The sequence below is a fragment of the Roseivirga ehrenbergii genome (assembly GCF_001593005.1).
Classification (GTDB): Bacteria; Bacteroidota; Bacteroidia; order Cytophagales; family Cyclobacteriaceae; genus Roseivirga; species Roseivirga ehrenbergii.
In genome coordinates, this window is the sequence record NZ_LQZQ01000049.1 from 92,587 (window position 1) to 114,547 (window position 21,961).

Annotated in this window: 25 protein-coding genes; 4 read left to right on the forward strand and 21 right to left on the reverse strand. The window is 39.8% G+C overall.

What is annotated here, in order from left to right:
• Positions 1 to 83: 83 nt before the first annotated feature.
• Positions 84 to 1,094: a 3-deoxy-7-phosphoheptulonate synthase gene (gene aroF / locus MB14_RS14795; protein WP_062592935.1), complete on the forward strand. Its 1,011-nt coding sequence runs from the start codon at positions 84 to 86 to the stop codon at positions 1,092 to 1,094.
• Positions 1,095 to 1,288: 194 nt separating this feature from the next.
• Positions 1,289 to 1,780: a hypothetical protein gene (locus MB14_RS14800; RefSeq protein ID WP_062592937.1), complete on the forward strand. Its 492-nt coding sequence runs from the start codon at positions 1,289 to 1,291 to the stop codon at positions 1,778 to 1,780.
• Positions 1,781 to 1,826: 46 nt separating this feature from the next.
• On the opposite strand, the gene MB14_RS14805 is transcribed toward MB14_RS14800, so the two are convergent.
• Both MB14_RS14805 and MB14_RS14810 read right to left on the reverse strand, forming a co-directional pair.
• Positions 1,827 to 2,252, reverse strand: a complete 426-nt coding sequence (locus MB14_RS14805; protein WP_089082181.1) for a response regulator — start codon at positions 2,250 to 2,252, stop codon at positions 1,827 to 1,829.
• A gap of 4 nt (positions 2,253 to 2,256) precedes the next feature.
• On the reverse strand, positions 2,257 to 3,456 hold the full coding sequence (locus MB14_RS14810) for a sensor histidine kinase (RefSeq protein ID WP_062592942.1): 1,200 nt from the start codon (positions 3,454 to 3,456) through the stop codon (positions 2,257 to 2,259).
• 324 nt (positions 3,457 to 3,780) lie between these two features.
• On the opposite strand from MB14_RS14810, the gene MB14_RS14815 reads away from it, so the two are divergent.
• A complete protein-coding gene (locus tag MB14_RS14815) occupies positions 3,781 to 5,241 on the forward strand; it encodes a DEAD/DEAH box helicase (protein WP_084376099.1) in 1,461 nt (486 codons plus the stop codon).
• 139 nt (positions 5,242 to 5,380) lie between these two features.
• Here the strand turns inward: MB14_RS14815 and MB14_RS14820 are convergent, their stop codons facing one another.
• From MB14_RS14820 to MB14_RS14895, 16 genes are all read right to left on the reverse strand, one after another.
• Positions 5,381 to 5,962: a hypothetical protein gene (locus MB14_RS14820; protein ID WP_062592944.1), complete on the reverse strand. Its 582-nt coding sequence runs from the start codon at positions 5,960 to 5,962 to the stop codon at positions 5,381 to 5,383.
• Between the two features lie 113 nt (positions 5,963 to 6,075).
• Positions 6,076 to 6,780, reverse strand: coding sequence for a hypothetical protein (locus tag MB14_RS14825; protein WP_062592946.1), 705 nt, complete (start codon positions 6,778 to 6,780; stop codon positions 6,076 to 6,078).
• Positions 6,773 to 7,453, reverse strand: a complete 681-nt coding sequence (locus MB14_RS14830) for a hypothetical protein (protein WP_062592948.1) — start codon at positions 7,451 to 7,453, stop codon at positions 6,773 to 6,775. The genes MB14_RS14825 and MB14_RS14830 overlap by 8 nt, the downstream gene beginning before the upstream one ends.
• Entirely contained in the window at positions 7,437 to 8,081 is a 645-nt protein-coding gene (locus MB14_RS14835) for a hypothetical protein (protein ID WP_062592949.1), read from the reverse strand. Before MB14_RS14835 ends, MB14_RS14830 begins: the two co-directional genes overlap by 17 nt.
• A gap of 12 nt (positions 8,082 to 8,093) precedes the next feature.
• Positions 8,094 to 8,807, reverse strand: coding sequence for a hypothetical protein (locus MB14_RS14840; protein ID WP_062592951.1), 714 nt, complete (start codon positions 8,805 to 8,807; stop codon positions 8,094 to 8,096).
• On the reverse strand, positions 8,804 to 9,490 hold the full coding sequence (locus MB14_RS14845) for a hypothetical protein (RefSeq protein WP_062592953.1): 687 nt from the start codon (positions 9,488 to 9,490) through the stop codon (positions 8,804 to 8,806). The genes MB14_RS14840 and MB14_RS14845 overlap by 4 nt, the downstream gene beginning before the upstream one ends.
• Positions 9,487 to 10,173 carry a hypothetical protein gene (locus MB14_RS14850; protein WP_062592955.1) on the reverse strand — a complete coding sequence of 229 codons (687 nt, stop codon included), beginning with the start codon at positions 10,171 to 10,173 and terminating at the stop codon, positions 9,487 to 9,489. The genes MB14_RS14845 and MB14_RS14850 overlap by 4 nt, the downstream gene beginning before the upstream one ends.
• Positions 10,170 to 10,868 carry a hypothetical protein gene (locus MB14_RS14855; RefSeq protein WP_062592957.1) on the reverse strand — a complete coding sequence of 233 codons (699 nt, stop codon included), beginning with the start codon at positions 10,866 to 10,868 and terminating at the stop codon, positions 10,170 to 10,172. The genes MB14_RS14850 and MB14_RS14855 overlap by 4 nt, the downstream gene beginning before the upstream one ends.
• Complete coding sequence (locus tag MB14_RS14860) at positions 10,865 to 11,203, reverse strand: PadR family transcriptional regulator (protein WP_053225050.1); 339 nt, start codon at positions 11,201 to 11,203, stop codon at positions 10,865 to 10,867. The genes MB14_RS14855 and MB14_RS14860 overlap by 4 nt, the downstream gene beginning before the upstream one ends.
• A gap of 383 nt (positions 11,204 to 11,586) precedes the next feature.
• The gene (locus MB14_RS14865; RefSeq protein WP_062592959.1) at positions 11,587 to 12,243 is read right to left on the reverse strand and encodes a 3-oxoacid CoA-transferase subunit B; all 657 of its coding nucleotides are present in this window, start codon (positions 12,241 to 12,243) and stop codon (positions 11,587 to 11,589) included.
• 78 nt (positions 12,244 to 12,321) lie between these two features.
• Positions 12,322 to 13,020 carry a CoA transferase subunit A gene (locus tag MB14_RS14870; RefSeq protein ID WP_062592961.1) on the reverse strand — a complete coding sequence of 233 codons (699 nt, stop codon included), beginning with the start codon at positions 13,018 to 13,020 and terminating at the stop codon, positions 12,322 to 12,324.
• Positions 13,010 to 13,963, reverse strand: a complete 954-nt coding sequence (locus MB14_RS14875) for a bifunctional riboflavin kinase/FAD synthetase (RefSeq protein ID WP_062592963.1) — start codon at positions 13,961 to 13,963, stop codon at positions 13,010 to 13,012. The genes MB14_RS14870 and MB14_RS14875 overlap by 11 nt, the downstream gene beginning before the upstream one ends.
• On the reverse strand, positions 13,960 to 14,670 hold the full coding sequence (gene truB, locus MB14_RS14880; protein WP_062592965.1) for a tRNA pseudouridine(55) synthase TruB: 711 nt from the start codon (positions 14,668 to 14,670) through the stop codon (positions 13,960 to 13,962). Before truB ends, MB14_RS14875 begins: the two co-directional genes overlap by 4 nt.
• Entirely contained in the window at positions 14,670 to 15,461 is a 792-nt protein-coding gene (locus MB14_RS14885; RefSeq protein ID WP_062302279.1) for an undecaprenyl-diphosphate phosphatase, read from the reverse strand. Before MB14_RS14885 ends, truB begins: the two co-directional genes overlap by 1 nt.
• Positions 15,461 to 15,676, reverse strand: a complete 216-nt coding sequence (locus MB14_RS14890) for a DUF3098 domain-containing protein (protein ID WP_062592967.1) — start codon at positions 15,674 to 15,676, stop codon at positions 15,461 to 15,463. The genes MB14_RS14885 and MB14_RS14890 overlap by 1 nt, the downstream gene beginning before the upstream one ends.
• Before the next feature lies 1 nt (position 15,677).
• The gene (locus tag MB14_RS14895; RefSeq protein WP_062592969.1) at positions 15,678 to 16,577 is read right to left on the reverse strand and encodes a cell division protein FtsX; all 900 of its coding nucleotides are present in this window, start codon (positions 16,575 to 16,577) and stop codon (positions 15,678 to 15,680) included.
• A gap of 287 nt (positions 16,578 to 16,864) precedes the next feature.
• Here MB14_RS14895 and MB14_RS14900 point away from each other — a divergent pair, with 287 nt between their 5' ends.
• A complete protein-coding gene (locus tag MB14_RS14900; RefSeq protein ID WP_084376100.1) occupies positions 16,865 to 17,299 on the forward strand; it encodes a DUF2147 domain-containing protein in 435 nt (144 codons plus the stop codon).
• A gap of 5 nt (positions 17,300 to 17,304) precedes the next feature.
• On the opposite strand, the gene MB14_RS14905 is transcribed toward MB14_RS14900, so the two are convergent.
• The 3 genes from MB14_RS14905 to MB14_RS14915 all read right to left on the reverse strand — a co-directional run bounded on the left by MB14_RS14905 (position 17,305) and on the right by MB14_RS14915 (position 21,933).
• The gene (locus tag MB14_RS14905) at positions 17,305 to 18,852 is read right to left on the reverse strand and encodes an SDR family NAD(P)-dependent oxidoreductase (RefSeq protein ID WP_062592973.1); all 1,548 of its coding nucleotides are present in this window, start codon (positions 18,850 to 18,852) and stop codon (positions 17,305 to 17,307) included.
• A 139-nt stretch (positions 18,853 to 18,991) separates the two neighbouring features.
• Positions 18,992 to 21,598, reverse strand: a complete 2,607-nt coding sequence (locus MB14_RS14910) for an ABC transporter permease (protein WP_221405505.1) — start codon at positions 21,596 to 21,598, stop codon at positions 18,992 to 18,994.
• Positions 21,599 to 21,603: 5 nt separating this feature from the next.
• Entirely contained in the window at positions 21,604 to 21,933 is a 330-nt protein-coding gene (locus tag MB14_RS14915; RefSeq protein ID WP_062592975.1) for a PadR family transcriptional regulator, read from the reverse strand.
• Positions 21,934 to 21,961 lie beyond the last annotated feature (28 nt).

Genomic DNA, 21,961 nt, shown 5'->3' on the forward strand with positions numbered 1-21,961 from the left:
GGAGCCAAAAATATTTAAAGAAATTAGAATTCATAGTTACTGGTTACTATCGACCAATGACTATTGACCAATGACTAAATACCATGATTATACAATTCGAAAAAGACATTAATACGGCACAGAAAGAGGCTATTGTCAATAGAGTAAAAGGTTTGAAATATAAGCCGACCACCGTGATTACCCAAAAAGGAGAATACCTGATTGGTACGGGTAAAAAAGATTTCGATATCCGCGAGATCGGTCATATGGAAGGTATAAGTGATGTTCACATCGTTTCGGACGACTATAAACTGGTATCGAAAAAGTGGAAGGTAAAACCTACCATTATCGACCTTGGCGATGGTGTTGTCATTGAAGAAGGCGGTTTCCAAATTATGGCTGGGCCATGTTCTATCGAAAGTGAAGACCAAATCAGAAAGGTGATTGGTCACTTGAAAGAAAATGGCATTTCTATTATGCGCGGTGGAGTATACAAGCCCCGAAGCTCGCCTTACTCTTTCCGTGGTTTAGGAATTGAAGGTTTACAGTTGTGGTATCAATTGGCCAAAGAAGCAGGTATTAAAATCATTACTGAAGTAATGCAGGTTTCTCAAATTGCCGAAATGTATCCATACACCGATATCTATCAGGTAGGCGCAAGGAACACCCAAAACTTCAACCTACTAGATGAATTGGGTAAAGTGGATAAACCCGTAATGATCAAGCGTGGTATTTCTGGCACCATTGACGAATTGCTTTCTTCTGCGGAATATGTTTTCAGTGGAGGAAATGAAAGGCTTTTGCTTTGTGAAAGAGGTATTCGTACTTATGAAAGCGCTACAAGAAACACAATGGACTTGAATGCGATTGCTGTTTTGAAAGAGAAAACGCATTTGCCAGTGATTTCAGATCCTTCTCATGGTATTGGGATTCGCGATTTTGTTGAACCTATTGCTTTGGCAAGCATTATGGCCGGTGCCGATGGCGTAATTTTCGAAACACATGAAAAGCCAGAAGAAGCTTACTCTGATGGCCAGCAAACGCTAAACTTCGAAGAGTCTACAAAAATGATCAAGCGAATGCGCAAGACCTTTGAGCTGAGAGAGAGTTTTTAGGTTGAAGAGAGAACTATGATTTTTAAACCTGTTAGTTTGTATACTGACAGGTTTTTTTTGTTTAACGAATAGATTAGTTGTCGATTCTTTTGTAAGTTCAAATGAATTTGAATAGTCCCATGATGAGATACTTCATCCTGCCAATGATAATAGCTTTGCTGTGTTTACCGCAATTCGCGCATGCCTGTAGTTGCGTGGAAATCGATAAAGCACTGGTCAAATCCTTTATAAAGAATTATGATTACGTATTTGTAGGCAGTGCAGTAGAGGTGCTTCATTTTGATGATGACATTAGAAGACTTATTTCAGAAAGAGATAAAGGTTATTCTGAAGTTCTTTTTAAGGTGGACTCAATGATTAAAGGCGATTATAAACTTAAACAAATTGTGATAAATCAATTTGATCAAGGGAGTTGTTCGGAATGGTTTAAAATAGGTGATCAATTCGTCATTGTTGGAAATAGGATTGAGAATGTTATTTGGAATGGTGGAAAGAAAGAAGACTTTCTTTCTTTAGAAGAAGTCCCTCCAGCACCCTCTGGTTACAATAATTCAATTCAAATTCGAGAAAACCGTAAAGCATATCGCTACTGGAAAAGGCTGGCAAGAAGGAATACTATAGTTACAACAGCCATGTGCTCTACTTTTAAGATGGGGACTGAGTATGCGGATTTATTTTTGAGGTAAGAGTTTAGTTCTCAAACTCACTTCTCAATCAATAGATTTTCTTCACTTAACTATTTTCGGGGAAGTGTTTTTCCATAAGTCGGTTGAGCATATCAAAGGTTAGAGGTTTCTTTTCAAACTCTGAAATCTCAGGAATTCGTATGGCTTTTTCTTTATCGTCAGGATCATAAGATGTAGTGAGCATCACAATAACGATCTGCTTTCTTATGCTTTCACTTAGTCCCTTATAGGCTTCGATAAACTCCCAGCCATCCATTACAGGCATGTTGATGTCGAGAAAAATTAATGAAGGGAGAGTATTTTCGGTATTAGCGTCTTCAACATTCTTTGTTAAAAAATCAAGTGCTTGTTTCCCATTTAGGGTTGTGACTAACTGCTCTGTGATATCAGATTTCTTAATGATCACCTGATGGATGAAGTTCGTGGCATCATCATCATCGATCAGCAATATGCAGTTGAGCTTATTATTCACAGATTTAAACTTTGGAAATGGTAAAAAGGAAAGTGCTTCCATTTCCTAACACAGATTCTACCCAAATGTTCCCATTATGTAGCTCTACTATTTTTTTACAGTTGGAAAGGCCAATTCCAGTACCCTCATATTTACTTCTATCATGTAACCTTCTAAAGATCACAAAAATCTTCTCCTTATCATTTTCATCTATGCCAATACCATTGTCTTTTACAGAGAACAACCAGTCTTTTTCGCGTTCAGTGGCTGAAATTCTGATTTCAGGGATTATATCTTTATCCATAAATTTCATTGCATTGACAATCAAATTCTGAAAGAGCTGTCTCAGTTCGGTTTTATAGCCCCACACCACAGGTAAATCCTCAATTGTAATCTTCGCCTTGCTTTCATTTATAGTCAGTGAAATATCAGCTAAAACTTCTTTTACCACTTGGTTGCAATCCACTTCAGCAAAGTTGTCAAGCTTTCCGATTTTAGAATAATCTAATAAGCCTTTTACCAGCATTTGCATTCGCTTGGCGGACTCATTAATAAATTTAAGATAGGTGTCGGCTCTTTCATCTAAACGCCCTTTGAACTCGCTTTGAAAAAGCTGATTCATGCTAGTTAAAGTTCGCAATGGTTCCTGAAGATCGTGTGAAGCGATATAAGTAAATTGCTCTAATTCTTTGTTTTGCCTTTCTAATTCTTTGTTTTTGTTAAGCAGTGCTTGCTCATAATTGTTTCGTTCAATCTCATGCGCTACCCGAACTGCCACAATTTGCAGAATAGTCTCAATGGCCGAGGCGTTAGTGATTGGCTTCGTGTCTAATAAGGCAATTAAGCCTATTGCCTTTCCTTCAGAATCCCATAGTGGAATGCCAATGTAACTTTCAGCTTTTAGAGGTACCAACATGTCGTCTTCAGGAAATAGTTTCTGAATATTGTCGGAATAAACACACAGGTTTTTGCCTACTACGTTTTCGCAAGGAGTATTTTGAAGAGGGTATGAAATGTTGGTTTTTATCTCACCATTTGCATAAAATGTAATCGTCTCTACGCTCCCTTCTTCTTCACCAACCTTGTCAATTAGCACATAGGCCATATCTAATTTCTCGCCTAAAAATATTGCTAAGGAATCGTAGAAGGAATTTTCATTAATGGTCCATCCTTTTTGAGCAATAAAGAATAGAGTCTCGTCAACTAGTTTCTTGTAGTCTTTCACATGTTTGATTTTGAATAAAATGTTGGAACTGCATTTCCATTTTCAACGATAATAAATATAAGGGAATGAAGGGTTTATTTTGCTTAATGTATAATATTAAATTTAGTGCTAATTTGGTTTTGCTTCTTATCCTTTGTTTCCGAAACTCTTAATAAAAGCCAACAATGGTAGAAATTAGGTGTACCTTTGCCTCGCACTTCGAAATGGCTTGTGAAATTGACCAGACATTTCTTCTGCTTAATATTTTAACATAGTCAAATCATCAAGTGACAAGCTCCACCGTTTAGTGGGCGCTCTCGTTCGCTTGTTTCGTAATTAATTTATATGTCATTTAAGTCATTAGGGCTTTCTGATTCGCTTTTACATGCGATCACAAAAAAGGGTTATACTGAGCCATCTCCCATCCAAACAAAAGCAATTCCCCCCATTTTAGAGCGAAAAGATATTCTAGCTTCTGCCCAAACCGGAACGGGAAAAACGGCAGGATTTACCTTACCTATGCTACAGATTTTATCTGAAAGCAAACAGCCTAAAAGAAGACCAATTAGGGCTTTGGTATTAACACCCACGCGTGAGCTTGCTGCTCAGGTATATGAAAACGTAAAAGAGTATAGTGAATTCTTAAGCATCGAGTCTACCGTGATTTTTGGTGGAGTGAATCAAAACCCTCAGGTACGTGCTTTGCGCAACGGAGTGGATATTTTGGTAGCCACCCCAGGTCGTTTACTCGATTTGTACAACCAAAGGGCTTTATCGTTAAGTCAGGTAGAAATTTTAGTTTTAGATGAAGCAGACAGAATGCTCGATATGGGCTTTTTGCGCGACATCAAAAAGATATTGGCATTAATGCCAGGAAAACGTCAAAATCTATTGTTCTCAGCTACTTTCTCTACGGAAATTAAGCAGTTGGCCGGCAGTTTTATGACTGACCCAATTTTGGTGGAAGCTACACCAAAGAACACCGCAGCGGAATTGGTGATTCAGAAGGTGTACCATGTAGATAAGGTGAAGAAAACTTCTTTAGTAACCAAGTTGATTTCTCAAGGCAACTGGAGTCAGGTGTTGATTTTCACAAGAACTAAACACGCGGCCAATAAGCTAAGCGAAAAGCTAACGAAAAATGGAATCGCCTCTTTAGCGATTCATGGTAACAAAAGCCAAGGCGCTAGAACCAAAGCTTTGGAAGGTTTTAAGAATGGAACGACCCGCGTATTAGTAGCGACTGATATCGCAGCCAGAGGTTTGGATATTCCTTTATTGCCCCATGTAATCAACTTTGAGTTGCCGAACGTATCTGAAGATTACGTGCATAGAATTGGCCGTACAGGTAGGGCAGGAGCAAGTGGTGAAGCCATTTCTTTAGTCAGTCACGATGAGCATGATTTGGTGCATGGTATAGAGAAGCTCTTGAGACAAAAGCTTCAGATCGAGGTTATGGAAGGTTATGAGCCAAGTGCTGCACCACCTGCACCAAAAGACGAACCAAGAAGGTCGAGTGGAGGCAGAAAGCCAGACTTCCGTAAAGGAGGTTCAGGTGGAGGCCAGGGCCCACGTAGTGGCGGTCAAGGCGGGCAAAGAAGAACGGACGGACGAGATGGAGGTGACCGTAGAACTGAAGGAAAGAGTGGCGGATTCCGTAAATCTGGTGGAGGCCAACGTTCTAGTGGTGGCGGAACGCCAAGAGGAAACTCTAGCGGCCCACGTTCAGGTGGTGGAGCTCCAAGAGGTAATTCTGGTGGCCAACGCAGCGGAAACTCAAGGCCGAATAAAGGAAATAGAGATTAGGGCTTAAACCCTTGATCAAGCAAAATATAAGGTCTGCTGATTTATTTCAGCAGACTTTTTATTGTTTGGAGATAGCCTGAGGTTTACTGAATTTGCTCGAAAAAACTTTAGGCAGGACACAAATGAAATCAGCTCTTTTTCAATTCCTATTTAAATACACCTTTGTTCTTTCAGGTAATTTTGTGGTGCTGTATTCAAAGTCAGAGTTCCACTCAATTGTACAAATGTTAAAGCCATCGAAGCATTCTGTGGGAGTGAGACCATAAGCTCTTAATGTAATTAGAAAGCGCTCTAAGCCACCAAAAGGATAGTTGCCAGTGGAGAATTCAATAATTCCCGATTGTGCATTGAGCTTTTCAATTTTGTCCATATCCACTTCGAAATCGAATTCTAAATAATTGAAGATGGACAGTGTTTCTTGAATGCCAAGTGCACCTAGTTTCTCATTGTCCACTTGAAGGTAGCTTTGCAGAAATTCATTTACATAGGCTGGTATTATGGCTAAGTACCTGCGCTCTTCTGGTGCTTGGTCTAAAAATGTAGATAGTTTTTCTACCGTATCATCTACTTCCGCTTGCGTCATGCCACCCCAATCAAACTCGGGGCCGTCCTCTTCTTCAAATTCAAATTCAGGCTGTCTTACCTTAACCATGTGGTCATACAGCTTTTCAAAATCTTGATAATTTGAACTGTCTTGAATATTGAATTTGATGTAAAGCATTTAATAGGTGGTGGTTTTTTAATCGAAGTTTAATGATAGTGGAAAATAACTTACCTACTGAAATTTAAGGCAATAGAACCGTTTCTTTTCCTGAGCATACGAAGAATCTAAAACTACACCGCTACCTCAGGCATATACTTTGCCCATTTTTCGTTGACCGTAGCAATGCCCCATTTCATTAAATCATAATTGATGAAAACAGTAAGTGAGGTTAATACAAAGCCAGCTATAAATACATAAGGAAAAGCTGAAGAGCCTTGCTCATAAAGTGTTTTTGTTACTAAACCGAACCCTTGGCCAAAAACGAATTGAGTTATATATAGGCCATAAGTGCTCATTTTAGCAAAACTAGATCGCTTTTCCCATCGCTTCATTTGCTTTCTAAATATGGAATAAGGAATTACTGCTAAAAGGAATCCATAGATAAGGAAGCCCGATTGGAGAAACATTCCTTTATCGTTTTGTGGGTATTGGGTTAGAAGAAAGTAGCCTATTATAGCCAATCCCATGGGTATAAGTATTTTGGAACTGTTGAAATAGGATAGGAGCTCCTTGAAGAATTGTCGCTTGAAACGCTGAAGCAAACCGCCTTCGATTGATTCTGCCAAAGTAGATAAGCCGTAAATCCCGAAGGATGCATGAGCTTTGGTAATGGCCAAATCAAAGTTCATATCTGGCTTTTCTTCAAGCAATGCTTCTACCTTACTGGCCATATGGTCAAGTGCTTCCATTTCCACTTCAATGGTGTTAAAGCCACGCTTGTTGATAAAAGTCCTAATGGCTGCAATCTGTTCTTGAGTAAGAGGTGTACTAGGCATATTTTAAATATTTCTCTTCAGTGAAAGCGATTGCCTCTTTTATAATGGCAAAGTTGATCAAAGCTATTAAACTGAGCTTCAGGATTACGAATGTAAATATGATTTGTAATAATAGTGGAGACAGTGTGCCAAATTCAAGTACGAACCTCGTGATGTAGAATATGATTAGGCTTGCTCCACTGGTTCCTGCAAAAGTGTTTGATATCACAAACGATCTCTTGCCCCATTTCCTTTTTGTTTTTATGAAATAGATAGATGGAAGAATGATCATGGTTAGGACAACCGAAAAAATGAAAACAACCATAGCTTCTTCAGACCATGGTAGGTTTAATAAAAATTTTTGAATGAGAAATGCGACTGAGATTATGGCTAAAGTTATTAAAAGCTTAGGGCCTTTTAGATAATCGCGGAGTACAGCCTTGCGGATTTTTTTAGATCGCTCTTTACACCCAGCAAAAATAGCTTCTTCAAAAGTAGCAAAACCAAAAATGCCTAAGTCTGCATGAGCTTTGGTAATGGCCAAATCAAAGTTCATATCTGGCTTTTCTTCAAGCAATGCTTCTACCTTACTGGCCATATGGTCAAGTGCTTCCATTTCTACTTCAATGGTATTGAAGCCACGTTTGTTAATAAACGCCTTGATTTGGTCAATTTGATTAACGGTAAGCGACATGGTTTTTGATGTTTTTATAGTGCTTTTTTATTACGTTAAAGGCCAAATACAGTCCAGTGAAAATGATGGCGAAGTAGATTGGATAATAAAACGGTGTTGTTTTTAAAGAAGTAGGAACAAGCCTTTCATCTACAAATCCGAAAATGATGATGTATAGAAATACGCCATTACAACTTCCAATAAAACTCGTGTAGTTATAGGGTTTGAACCTCCTATCAAAAAGGGATATAAGCAGAGGTAATAATATTGCGCAAATACTCAGTGTTTTAAAGAGTTTAATAAGCCATATGGCATCTGTTAGCCCGTTAAAAATAAGGTATAACGAAAAGAACAGTCCAACTGGAATAAAAGCGTGAACAGTTTTTAACATGTTCATTAATTCTTTAAAAATGGATTTATGTACACCGTATGTGGCTGCTTTGGTTCTTGAACGCTGAATGGACCGGCAATTAATGGACTCAATGATTTGGCTAAAAGCAGAAGAGAATGAAATTTGGTCCTCATCCATTTTAGTTTCAATGGCCGATGCAATGTGGTCAACTAGCTCATGCTGTACATCATAGTACCAAATATTTTGGTCCTTTACATACGATCTAATATGCTCAATTTGATAGTGCGCTAGTTTCATATCAGTTCAACTTTAAGGTTGGGTAATAAGCTTAGAGGTGATTTTTTTGTTTATGGTGGTTTTACGCCAAATTATTTCAAGGCAAACCCAACCATATATAATTACCAGAAAAGTGACTATAGAAAGCATTGTGGTGTTCGTTTCTATAGTTTTCAACAAACTAAAATGCTCACCATATAAAATTCGACTTGTGATATCAGGTAAACCCTGTACAACTCCCACAAAGAAAGCGGTTAAAATAACCACCATTTGATTTGTATAGCTACTATAGAAAGGAAGTTTTTGTTTTTTGCATTTTAGTTTAAAGCGCCAGCTGACAATATTTGAAATAAGGAAAGGCAAACAAGAGGCTAATACTAGTAATGTAGAGATGGACGATTTCGAAAACCGCATTTCGTTAAGTAATAGAATTATACCCAGAAGAAGAGTACTCTTTAATAATCCTACTGGTGTTGAAAAGAAGGAAATGTAATTCCTAAGTGCTTCCTTGTAAATTCCCTTTCTTACAAACCTTCTCTGCCTCTGTATTTCTACAAGTATTCCTTGTTCTCCACCAAATCTTGGGGGCATAACCACTTCTAAGAACTCCTGAATACCCAATGATTGGTCTGCTCTGTCACCATACGCTGTTGCAATGTGGTCATACAGTTCGTTGTAGAACTCTACCTCATCAACCTCCAAATCTGCAAGGTACAGCTGTATGGCTTTCGCTTCTAGTGCTGTCATGCCACCTCCAGTTTAAAGATGAACTGCTCTTTCGTAAGCTTTAGGCAGGTAAAGCCATAAAGTAGTGCAAAAGCACATAGGAAAGTACTTAGCCAGATGTTTTCCGAGATGAAATGTTTAAACACATCTCGACCAATAACCACAGGCACAATTAGGTTTCCGAAGATATTCATTAATGAGAAAGGCAAATGAACGAGCAACATCAATGAACTATTCAGGTCGGAGTTTCTATAATTTCTATTATTCCTTTTACAGTCTCTGTGAAAACTGATTGCACCGTAGGCTAATATGATGAAAGGTAATAGAAAGCCTAAGGCAAGAGTAGCCACTATAGTAAACTTAGTTCCGAGTTGAATAAAGCTGGTTTGAACGAGAATGAAGCTTACCATTACAATACCAATTGCAGGCCAACCAAACAGGCTAAAGAAGATTTCCTTCATCCTCTTCCAGATCATTTTAGATCGTGCTTTTCTTTGGTTTAGCACTATTTTTTTGATTCCTTTTGCTCCTCCAAAAGAAGGTTGAATTACCTCTCTCAAATAAGTACTTACATCTTCTGGTTTGTCCTTTTCAATTGCTGTGGCAATATGATCATAAAATTCCTCGAAAGGCTCTTGATGTCCAATGCCTACACCCTTGAGGTACTTCACCAATATGTCGTGCTGTTCGGTAGTTAGGCTCATCTCACTGTCAATTTAAACGTGAACTTCTCTTTAAAAAGTTTAAGACAGGTAAAGCCAAATAACAAGACTAGTGTAGAAAAACATACGGTTATTGCTGGGTAAGCGGTTAGAAACTGACCGAAGTTATCTCTGCCAATAAATATTGGAATCAGGAGGTTTCCTACAATACTCAAGGCATTAAATGGAATCACCATAAGCAATAGAATTGAAGAGTTCAGGTCGTTAGTTGTATAAGGTAGTTGCTGCTTTTTACAATCCTTGTAAAATGAAAATACACCGTACATCATGACGGAGGCTGGAATAAAGAGACCTAAAATTGCTGCGTAAATGAGTACATACTTTTCGTCAAATTGATTTGATAAGGTTTGGAGTAATATAAAAGACACCATAACAAAGCCTATGGCTGGCCAGCCAAATAGGCTAAGGAAGATTTCTTTTGCCCGTTTCAAAATTGCAATCCTCCTGATTTTACTCTGTTCATTCACTACATTCAGCATGCCCTGAACCCCACCAAAAGAGGGTTGAATTACCTCTCTCAAATAAGTACTTATATCTTCAGGTTTGTCCTTTTCAATTGACGTAGCAATATGATCATAAAATTCCTCGAAAGGCTCTTGATGTCCAATGCCTACATCTTTGAGGTATTTCACCAATATGTCGTGCTGTGCGGTGGTGAGGCTCATGTGGTCAGCAGTTTGGTTTTGAAATCGTGCTTCATTACGGTGAGCATGGTGTAGCAGTAAAGCGCAGCAAGTCCAATTAGGGTAGCCTGAAACAAAGGTACTTCAGTGTAGAGTTGGTTAAACTCGATATGATTTTCTAAACTTCTGTATGTAAGGTGGCCTAAATTATAGAGCAAATACAGTGAAATCGTTGAGTAAGTCATAATAATACTGTTGCGCAGGTTCCTGTAATAACCAGGCTTATTTTCTCGAATCGATTTTTTGAACTGATAGTGTTTGTGAATAACAACCGCCATAGGCAAGGCAAAGCAGGCAATAATTAAACTGACCATTATGGTTAGGTTTTGAGTGGTTGCCATTAAGCCCCAAGCGGCAAGGAATATGCCCAAAGAATAAAGCAAGTTTATTCCTTTAAAAGCCGATAGGCCAGTAATGAACACTCGTTTGCTGACATTCCAGCCAATGGCTTTTTCATGTTTTTTGATCACCTTTTTGAAGCCGCCTACACCGCCAAATTCAGGCTGAAGACGATGCCAAATATGTGTTTTAATCTCCAACTCAGGTTCTTTTTGGAGTTGTGTCTCATAGGAGCACACAATATGATCGTAGAACTCCTCGAATAACTCTTGAGAATCAATGTCTAAATGCTGAAGGTAGAAGACTACCTGCTCGTGCTGCTCTACCGTTAATTTCATCCCATACCTAATTTAGGGTTCAACAACTTTTGTAAATTCAATAGGAACTCTTCCAGTTCGGCCACTTTGGTTTGGGCTTCGGCATTACCTTCTTTGGTAAGGGAGTAGTATTTTCGGATGCGATTATCTACCTTTTGTGTTTCGGTAGAAAGCATTCCTTCTGCTTCTAGTTTATGAAGGGTAGGGTATAAGGCACCTTCCGTGATTTTGAATTCACCCGCGGTAATTTCCTTTACGCGTTGTGTGATTTCATAACCGTACATTTTTTCGTTCTCTTCCAGCAGCTTGAGAACAATGGTGGCCAGACTTCCTTTTAATAGTTTACTCGATGACATACACAAGTATACATAATTTTCTTATGCATAAGAAAATTGGGTATGTAAAATTTTATCGTGGTTAAGAGATTAACATTCCGAGTCTAACTTTCTACTTACTCAGTTGTCAATAAAAAAATCACCGTCATTCCAATGAGCCTGTAGTGAAACGAAAGGTGAAGAAGGAATCCGTTTGTAAAAGGCGCCAAGAGTCAAGAACAGACGGATTCTTTCCTCCTCGTGCCTCGTCATCAGAATGACGCTTCGAATGAGCTTAATTGAACAGTTATCCTGCCCGCGAGGCTTCTAGGTGTTTCAGTAATACATTGAAGGTTGACTTGTGGAACGTGAAAGGATTCCTACGGAATGACTTACAATTCAATCTTTTGACGAAAATACTAGAATCAAATCTTCATTTCAGGAATATCGCCTTCGATGATTAGCTTGCCTGCGGTGGCTGCTTTGATTTCTTCTACAGTTACGCCCGGTGCGCGTTCTAAAAGTTTAAAACCACCTTCAGGAAGTACATCCAAAACCGCCATATCGGTTACAATCTTCTTTACGCAACGCAAACCAGTGATGGGCAAGCTGCATTCGCTCAAAAGTTTAGAATCTCCACTGCGGCTGCAATGCTGCATGGCCACAATAATATTGTCGGCAGAGGCTACAAGGTCCATGGCTCCACCCATTCCTTTCACCATTTTACCTGGAATTTTCCAGTTGGCAATGTCTCCATTTTCAGACACTTCCATAGCGCCTAAAATAGTAAGATCAACATGTCCGCCTCTAATCATCTCGAAGCTCTGAGAAGAGCTGAAAAGTGCAGAGCCTTTGGTAGTAGTTACCGTTTGTTTGCCTGCATTGATCAAATCAGCATCTACTTCATCCTCTTCCGGAAAAGGGCCAATACCCAATAATCCATTCTCGGACTGAAGCACAACATTGATGTTTTCAGGAATAAAATTGGCTACAAGGGTAGGAATACCAATTCCCAGATTGATATAAGTACCATCTTGAACTTCCTGTGCTATTCTTTTCGCTATTCCGATTTTATCTAACATAATGATTTGAATATGAGGGTTATGTGTTGACGCTGTGTCTAATGAGTCATTAATTCATTGAATCAATAATTCATCAAATCATTTAAGTTTCGTGGTTCTCTGTTCAATTCTTTTCTCGTAATCCTTTCCTTGAAAAATACGCTGAACGTAAATACCGGGAGTGTGAATGTGATTGGGATCCAACTCGCCCGGTTCTACCAGTTCTTCAACTTCGGCAATGGTGATTTTACACGCTGCAGCCATCATTGGGTTGAAGTTTCTGGCGGTGCCTTTAAAGATTAGATTACCAGAAGTATCGCCTTTCCAAGCCTTAACCAAAGCGAAATCTGCCTTAAGCCAATTTTCGAGCAAATACATTTTACCATCGTATTCTCTGGTTTCCTTGCCTTCGGCCACTTCGGTACCGTAACCTGCTGGTGTATAAAAAGCAGGGATTCCAGCCCCACCAGCCCTGATTCTTTCGGCCAAGGTGCCTTGTGGAATAAGGTCTACTTCCAACTCCCCAGAAAGCAATTGCCTTTCAAATTCAGCATTTTCGCCTACATAAGAGGAAATCATTTTCTTTACTTGACGGGTTTTAAGCATTAAGCCAATCCCGAAATCGTCAACTCCAGCGTTATTTGAAATGCAGGTCAAACCGTTTACTCCCGTTTTCAGCAGGGCAGAAATACAGTTTTCAGGAATACCGCAAAGCCCAAAACCGCCCAACATCAATACGGCATTGTTAGGAATGTCTTTTACAGCTTCATCGGCATTGGCAACTACCTTATTGATCATGATTTTTTGCTTTATAATTTGATAAACAGGCTTTTACAGCGATTTCATCTTGCTTCAGTTGGTTTTGAAGTGCTTCTACCGAACTGAATTTTTCTTCTCTTCGAATCAAATCTATAAACTCTACACTAATTTCCGAATCGTAGATGTCTTCATCAAAATCGAAAATATGTACTTCGATGGTTTTGTCATCGCCACCAATGGTTGGGCGGTTGCCAATGTTAAGCATTCCATCTCTCTTTTCGTACTTGTTACATACCTGAACGGCATAAATGCCATCGGCAGGAATGAGCTTATAACTTTCTTTTACGTGAATGTTGGCGGTAGGAAAGCCAATGGTTCTTCCAATTTTTTGTCCGTGCACCACCATTCCTGCTACTGAATACGGACGGCCAAGGTATTCGTTGGCAGTTTTTACATCTCCTGTTTCTAGTGATCTTCTGATTTTGGTAGAAGAAACTCCGATTTCGTCAATGTCTTGTCTAGGAATTTCTTCCACTTCGTAACCGTATTTGGGAGCAAATTCTTGAAGTTCTTTCAGTCCACCATCTCTGTTTTTCCCAAAGCGATGGTCGTAGCCTATAATTAGTTTTTTGGTATGAACACGCTCAGTCAGAATAACTCGAATGTATTCTTCACTGCTCATTTGGGCAAATTCTTGGGTAAAAGGAATTTTTACCAAATGGTCTACTCCATACTTTTCTAGAACGGTAGCTTTTTCTGGAAAAGTGGTCAACAGTTTTAAAGAATTATCCCAAGGTTTGAGCACTTGGCGCGGATGAGGCCAGTAAGTAATAAGTACCGTTTCTCCACCAATTCTGTCGGCTTCTTCGCGCAAGCGAGCAAGTATTTTTTGGTGGCCTACGTGTACGCCATCAAAAGTACCGCTGGTGACTACTGCATTGCGTAGTTCTGTAATGTCGTTTGTTCCGAGATGAATTTTCATTCTATCGTTTTCACGTAGTTTATAAAGTCTTCAAGTTGCCAGGCTTCATCAACCGAATGTTCACCAATTTTAGTTCGCCTTAATGCACTTAAATATGCGCCAACGCCTAACTTTTCTCCAAAGTCATTGGCCAGTGTACGAATATAAGTGCCTTTTGAACAGACCACCCTGAAGTTGACTTTAGGTAAATCTAAGCTTACTATTTCAAATTCCGAAATTGTTACTTGTCTTGATTTTAATTCTACATCCTTACCCGCACGCGCTAAATCATAAGCACGCTTTCCATCTACTTTAATGGCAGAAAAAATAGGAGGGGTTTGGGTGATTTCTCCGATGAAATTTTCGGTGTTTTGCTGTATTTCCTCGGCTGTTAAATGCGAAATATCAACAGCGCGAGTTGGTTCAGATTCCAAATCATAGCTAGGGGTAGTGCTGCCCAATGTAAAGCTGCCCGTGTATTCTTTTACATCGGCCATATAACTTTCAATAGACTTGGTTTTTTTTCCTGTACAAAGAATTAAAAGTCCAGAAGCAAGTGGATCCAAAGTGCCTGCATGGCCAATTTTCTTAATCCCTATGTTGTACCTGATTTTCTTAACTACCCCAAAAGATGTCCATTCTAAAGGCTTGTCAATTAGAATGACCTGACCGTTTTTGAAATTTTCTTCTTTACTGAGGGATGGATCTATTTCTAAAGATTTCGGCATTATATGAAGGTGTAGATTATTGCACCTAAACCAACGGCAAAGCAATAGAATGAGAAATATTTCAATTGACTTTTCTTCACCAAGGCAATCATCCACTTACAAGCCACAAGGCCTGCGAGAAAAGCCGCTAAAAAGCCAACGATAAGTGAAGCACTTTCAATTTGGCTAGAAGCGATATCGCCACTCAGCATGTCTTTGGCTACTTTTCCTAGGATTAATGGAACCACCATTAGGAAAGAGAAGCGAGCGGCTTTTTCTCTGTCGATGCCCAAAAGTACGGCAGTAGAAATGGTCGCGCCAGAGCGTGAAATGCCTGGTAAAATGGCAATGGCCTGTGCAATACCGATAGTGATTGCGTTGGGCATTGATACGGCTTTGTCAGTTTTTTTGGCTTTATCGGCCAAGAATAAAAGGCCTGCAGTGAGAATAAGCATACAACCCACCAATAACAGTTGTCCGCCAAATAGCGATTCAATTTCTTCATCGAAGAGCACGCCAATAACGGCTGCAGGAATCATTGAGGCTACTATTTTTAAGGAATACTTGAACTGGTCGTTGTTCTTGAACTGGAAAAGGCCCATCACCAATTCACCAATTTCTTTTCTGAAAATTACAATGGTACTTAGGGCAGTGGCAGCGTGTAGCACTACTGTCATCAATAAACTTTCTTCAGGAACACTAGTGTCGCCTAAAATGGCTTTTACTATTTCTAAATGCCCACTACTACTTACTGGCAAAAACTCTGTTAACCCTTGAACGATGCCAAGAATAATCGATTCAATAATGGTCATTAATCGTTCTTATCTTTCTTGAAAATGGCAAAAAACTCAATAATGAAACCCGCAAGAATAATGATCGGCCCTAAAGTAAGCCCAAGAAAACCTTGGCCTTGTGGGTTGCTTTCTAAAGACATAACGATAAAGCCCAAGAGCAAAACGCATAATCCAATGAGCATCCATTTGTAGTTTTCTTTCCCGAAGGCGAAGTTCTTTTTATTTTCAGACATATTAGTATAGTTCGTCTAGTGACATTTTTAAATACTTGTTCATGGCCCTATAGGTGCTGATAAAGGCAATGAAACTTCCCAGAATAATGAGTAAGCCGTAAAGGGCCAAGATGAAAACTTCTTGCTGAAGTTCTACTAACCTTTCTATTTTGGTATTGGCAAATTGAAGCAGTCCATAAAGCAATAGCGATGAAACAATTCCTGCTATAGCACCATGAAAGATGGCTCTTTTTAGAAATGGTTTTTTAATAAAACCACTGGTAGCACCCACCAATTGCATACTTCTGATTAAGAATCGCTGAGAGAAAAGGGCCAGCTTAATGGTATTGTTAATTAACATGACCACTACAATCAGAAGAATAGTGGCAAAGCCCATCAGAATCAATCCGATGTTTCTAAGGTTTTTGTTGATGGAATCTACAAGACTTTCTACAAAAGTGACTTCATAAACACCGCTAATGGTTTCGATTTTATTGCCGATACTATCTAGTTTAGCATTGGTTTGAAACTCAGGAGCAATGTTTACCACCAAGGCATCGCGCAGTGGGTTATCGCCTAAGAATTCAGAAAAATCTTCACCTGTATCTTTTACGAACTGCTCGGCCGCATCCTCTTTCGAAATAAAGGTGATTTGAGGTTTGTCTTCTTTTTTGAGCACGTAAGGGCTTGTAGAAATTTCTCGCTGAATGCGGTTACGCTGATTTTCTGACGTGTTTTTATTGAGGTATACTTGGATCTCAATATTCTCCTGAATCACCGAAGTGAGACGGTTGGTATGTAATAGGAGCATTCCGAAAAGTCCAACCACAAATAGGGCCAAGGTCACACTAAAAATGACACTGCCATATTGGTATGAACCAACCTTTTTCTTCCTTCTGACTTTCTTTTCTTGCTTATTCACGATTGCTTAAACTCGTTCAAAAATAGTAATTTATTCATTCAGAGAACTGTCTATTCCAGTTAATATTATTTAATGTGATATCGAATTGTCGGGCGAAGTGGAAGTCTTTGCTACAAACAGGTAAGACCAAAAATATGTCTGATAATTTTGAGCTCTATGTTTAAGCCGATTATTTCGCAATGATTAAAGGTCTTGGCAGATTTTTTGAATACGCACAATCTTTGATCATAGCCTTCGTGTTTTAGAACAATAGATCGCTTGATGAGGTTGAAACAGAGTTATTACCTATGAAATTAATTGTTACCATATTCCTTTTAACGATGTCTGTTTTTAAAGCACCATCCGATACTGCCGATACCATTTTGGGTGTTTGGTGGACGGAAGGAAAGAAGGCGAAAGTGAGGATTTATAAAGAAGCGGGTCGTTATTCTGGTGAAATTATTTGGCTGAAAGCAAGTGCCAATAGCGATCATGTCATCCGTGATGCTAATAATGAGATTGAAAGTTTGAAGAAAAGACCACTCATTGGTATTGATTTGATAGAAGGTTTTACCTTCAAAGATTCAAAGTGGGTGGAAGGAAAAGTGTATGATCCTGAAAAGGGAAAATCATACGATTGCATTCTCAAACTGGATGGCGACCAACTGGAGGTAAGGGGTTATATGAAAATGCCTATGTTCGGTAAATCGGTGTATTGGAAAAGGGTGAATGAGACCGAATAATTAACCTACCAAGAAGTGGGTTTATAGTCTTTCAAGAATTTCCCGCACCAATGTTTGCCCGTATTAATTCCATCAAATAAAGGATCCATTACCCTTGCAGCGCCATCCACAATATCAAGTGGCGGCTGAAAATCATGCAGTTCTTCTTTTCTTCGGGCCAATTCTGCTGGGTCTTCGTCTGTTACCCAACCTGTATCTACGGCATTGGTGTAAATTCCAAATTTAGCCAAGTCCGATGCCGAAGTAAGCGTCATCATGTTCAAAGCGGCTTTCGCCATATTGGTGTGCGGATGGCGCGGTTCTTTATGGAATTGGTGGAATTTACCTTCCATGGCCGACACATTGATGATATGTTTAATTCCAGTATTTTCCTTTTTCATCAGGTTCACCAAACGGTTACACAATACAAAAGGAGCAACTGAATTCACCAGTTGAACTTCCAGCATTTCGTTGGTGTGCACTTCGCCAAGCTTCAATCGCCAACTGTTCGTTTTTCGTAAATCCACCTGCTGTAAATCTGCATCTAGTTTCCCTTCAGGAAAAACCTCCTTAGCAGTAAGTGAATTGTCGATACTGTATGGGATTTGAGAGAGCTGAGCTGAAGCACTTAGTCCAATACCCAATTGTTTGCCGTGCCAGCTTACAGGTAAATTCTTGTTTTCGCCTTTGGCAAAGCCAGCACTTAAAGTTCTTAATTCTTGTATGCAGTCGTTGTGATCAGCCAGAAGGTCTTGGGCGAAGGGTGTTAACTCTTCAAACTTGAGCCTTTCATTGGGCATTAAATGCGCATAAAAACCAGCAGGTCGTCTCACGGTTTGTGCCGCATTGTTGATTAGAATATCGAGCCTGTCGTATTGCTGTTCAATGAAATTGCAGAAGATTTCTACGCTCGGAATATGCCTTAAATCTAAGCCATGAATGTTCAAACGATGGCCCCAATCTTTGAAATCGGCTTCTTTAGAAAAGCGCAAAGCCGAATCGATAGGGAAGCGAGTGGTAGCAATTACCGTAGCTCCAGCCCTCAACATCATTAAAGTAATGTGGTAACCGATTTTCAACCTAGAGCCTGTGACCAGAGCCACTTGGCCGGTGAGGTCTGCGGTTTGAAAACGTTTGGCATAATTGAAGTCACCACATTCTTTGCACATGGTGTCGTAGAAATGGTGAAGTTTATTGAAAGTGGTTTTGCACACGTAGCATTCTCTTGGAGATTCCAGCTCGACTTCTTTCTCATGCTCTTTGCCCGTGAGGTCAATCATAGTAGGGGCAATGAAAATGGAGGCTTCCCGAGCACTTCTAATACCAGTGGCGTTTCTTGCTTCCTTATCTTTGGCTGCTATTTTCTTCTTGATTACTTTTTTAGCGCCTCTTTTGCGCTTCAAAAGTTCTTCTTTGCTCGGACGCGAAAAAGTACCTGCCGCTATAATCAAAGCCAGTCGTTCTTCTTTTGGAATATCGAAGATTTGGTTGGTGTTGGCATTTAGGCTCTCCAATACCTCAATGCACTGGCGAATCTGTTCTGGACTTAATTTGGTGGGCTCCTCTTTCGCCATGTTTGTTGCTTAGTTCAGCAAAAGTAAGATTATAAGCGTTGATTTTCATTCATAGGAGAGTGAATGATTTCAATGGAAGGAAATAAAAAGCCCTCCAAACTAATCTTGTTTAGCTTTGGAGGGCTGATTTTGAAGATTGTTATTCGCTTCTTAGGCTCTTTACTGGGTTTGCCTTGGCGGCCTTAAAGGTTTGTAAGCCTACGGTAAGCCATGCAATGACGAGCGCAGCAAGGCCAGCCAATAAGAAATACCAGATTTCAAGATCGATATGATAGGCGAATTCATCCAACCATGATTTCAGTAAGAAATAGCTTAAAGGAAGCGCAATCAGAATGGCCAATACAATCATTTGGTTAAAATCGACAGAGAGTAACCTAACGATGTTTGAATTACTGGCGCCTAGCGCTTTTCTAACTCCAATTTCTTTAGAGCGTCTTTCTGCGGTAAAAGCAGCCAATCCGAAAATGCCTAGGCAAGAAATGATAATGGCTATTCCTCCAAAGTATTTTGAAAGTGTGGAAATACGTTCTTCAGAAGCATATTGAATGGCGTAGTCTTGGTCTAAAAAGGTGTAATTGAAATCGAAACCAGCATTGTATTCTTTGTAAAGCTTTGAGATTCTATCAATGGTATTGCGCTCTTGTCCGGGTTCAATCCGAACCAAAATATTCATCATTCTTTGGTCTTCTAGTTTGAAGAACATTGGGGTGATTGGCTCATGTAAAGAACTGAAATTAAAGTCTTCCACCACACCAATGATTTGCATGTCTTTGCCCCAAAGCCTTACGGTTTGCCCTATTGGATTGATCAACCTCATTACTTTAACTGCCTCCTGATTTATGATGAGTTTAGAAATGTCTGTGGTTAGTTCTCTAGAAAAACTTCTGCCTTCAATAATATCTACGCCAAGCGTTTCTATAAAATCATAAGTCACCGTCATATTACCGAATCGGGTTTGCACGTCCTCGTTTTTTTCTGGCCAGTGCACATCGGTAGTGTAACTTCCGCCACTAATAATGGTATGTTGCGTACCGCCTGCATTGATTACTCCAGGGGTGTTTTTGAGTTGATCGATAAAGGTGTCTAGGTTCTCTGTTACTTTGCCTTCGTTGGCAAAGAGAATCAGGTTTTCCTTATTGTAACCTATGTTCTTGTTCTGTACGAATTCAATTTGTTTTGAAACCACCAGTACAGCTGCAATGAGAACAACAGATAAAGTAAACTGAAAAACAACCAAGCCTTTTCTCACCCAAAGTTCACCCAATGAATTCTTGATTTTCCCTTTAAGAATGGTAGTTACTTTGAATCCCGACAAGTAAAGCGCAGGATAACTTCCCGCTATCAATCCAGTGATTACTAGAATGGCGAAAAGCAAAATGAGCAAATTAGAACTGAGTTGAAAAACGATCTGCTTGCCCGTAATCACATTGAACTGAGGAAGAATAAGCACAACCAACACCAAGGCTACTAGAATAGAAATGAAGGTCATGAGAAATGCCTCTTCCAAATACTGCCAAATTAGGGCTTCGCGTCTGGCGCCTATGGCTTTTTTAACGCCAATTTCTTTGGTTCTTCGTGAGGCTTTGGCCGTAGAAAGGTTCATAAAGTTGATGCAGGCGATCAGCAGAATGAAAATTGAAATAATAGAGAAGAGTCTTACATATTCTATTCTACCACCCGATTGTACACCATTTTCATAATTGGAGTACAGGTATTTATCGGAATAGGGGCGAACGAACGGAGTTACATTAGATTTAGGCGCTTTTTCCTTTACAAATGGTGCAAGCTTTTCATTGAGCTGGTCAACATCTGTTCCTTTGGCCAATTTGACATAGGTAAGCGCATTATAATTGCCCCAATGTTTACCTTCGCCCAGCATATCAGCGAAGATATCGAAGGGTAAAACAAAGTCGAATTCTTCAGTAGAATTGGCGGGAACATCTTCGAAAACTCCCGAAACCTGAAGGTCTTTGCTGAACTCCAACACTTGCCATTTTATGTTTTGGCCCATGGCTTTTTCTGGGTTTCCAAATAAGCTTGTGGCCAAGCTTTCAGAAATAGCAATGGACTCTTTGTTTACTAGTGCGCTTGTGGCTGAGCCATAAATCAGCGGAAAGGTGAAAAGCTCGAAATAGCGTTTTCCGGCAAATCTGCCCGAAGCTTTAATCGTTTTCTCAGAAGTTGTTAGTGGCATTTTACCGAACCAAAAGGAGGGGGTGGCCTGTAAGCCAATTTCTATTTCCGGTACTTCTTGCTCCAAGGCTTCGGCCAGTATGGCTTGCGTGTCTTCTTGCGTATTGAGGGTGCCCGACTCTTCATGGTGAAGCATGACCTGAAAAAGCTGGTCATCGAGCTTGTGGAATTTATCTACGCTTAATTCATCGGTTACCCAAAGGTAGATGAGTAGGGTGCAGGCCAATCCGGTGGAAAGGCCAATTAGATTGATTAGAAATGCGCTTTTGTAGCGCAGAAAATTTCTGTAGCTGACTAATAAGTTGTGTTTGAACATACCGTAATAATTGAGTTTTTGATTTCCTTCTAATTTTCGGATTATGCTGGGCCTGAACAGCTTTAGCACGTCTTTCTTGAATAACCTTTTTGCCTTTTGTACTCCGTGGTTTTCGGCATTCGCCTCAAACCGTTCTAATAAATCACCTTCAATGTCTTCTTTGTACTCGGCTCTGCAGAACCACCTGAAGAACCTGAGCCAAAACTTTGAAGGCTGAATATTGTCATGTGACCGCATGACGATTAATCGTTAAGTGCTATTTCTGGAATGGCTTTCCACAAACTTAGGCGCTGTTCTTTGGCTTCGCGAAGCGTAGTTTTGCCTAAACTGGTAACGGTAAAAAACCGTTTTCTTTTTCCGCCCCGCACTTTGGTGGCTTCGCCAAATTCAGAAGTCAGAAATCCTTTGTCTTCCAATCTTCTTAATACTGTTTGCAAAGCACCAATGCTTACCGAGCGCTCCAAGCGCGATTCCATTTCATCGATAATCGCTACTCCGTAGGCCTCACCATGTAAAATGGCTACCGTTAAGAGCACAATTTCCTCGAATTCACCAAGGTTATGTTTACCCATTGTTTTATTATTTACCTTAAATGTAGTT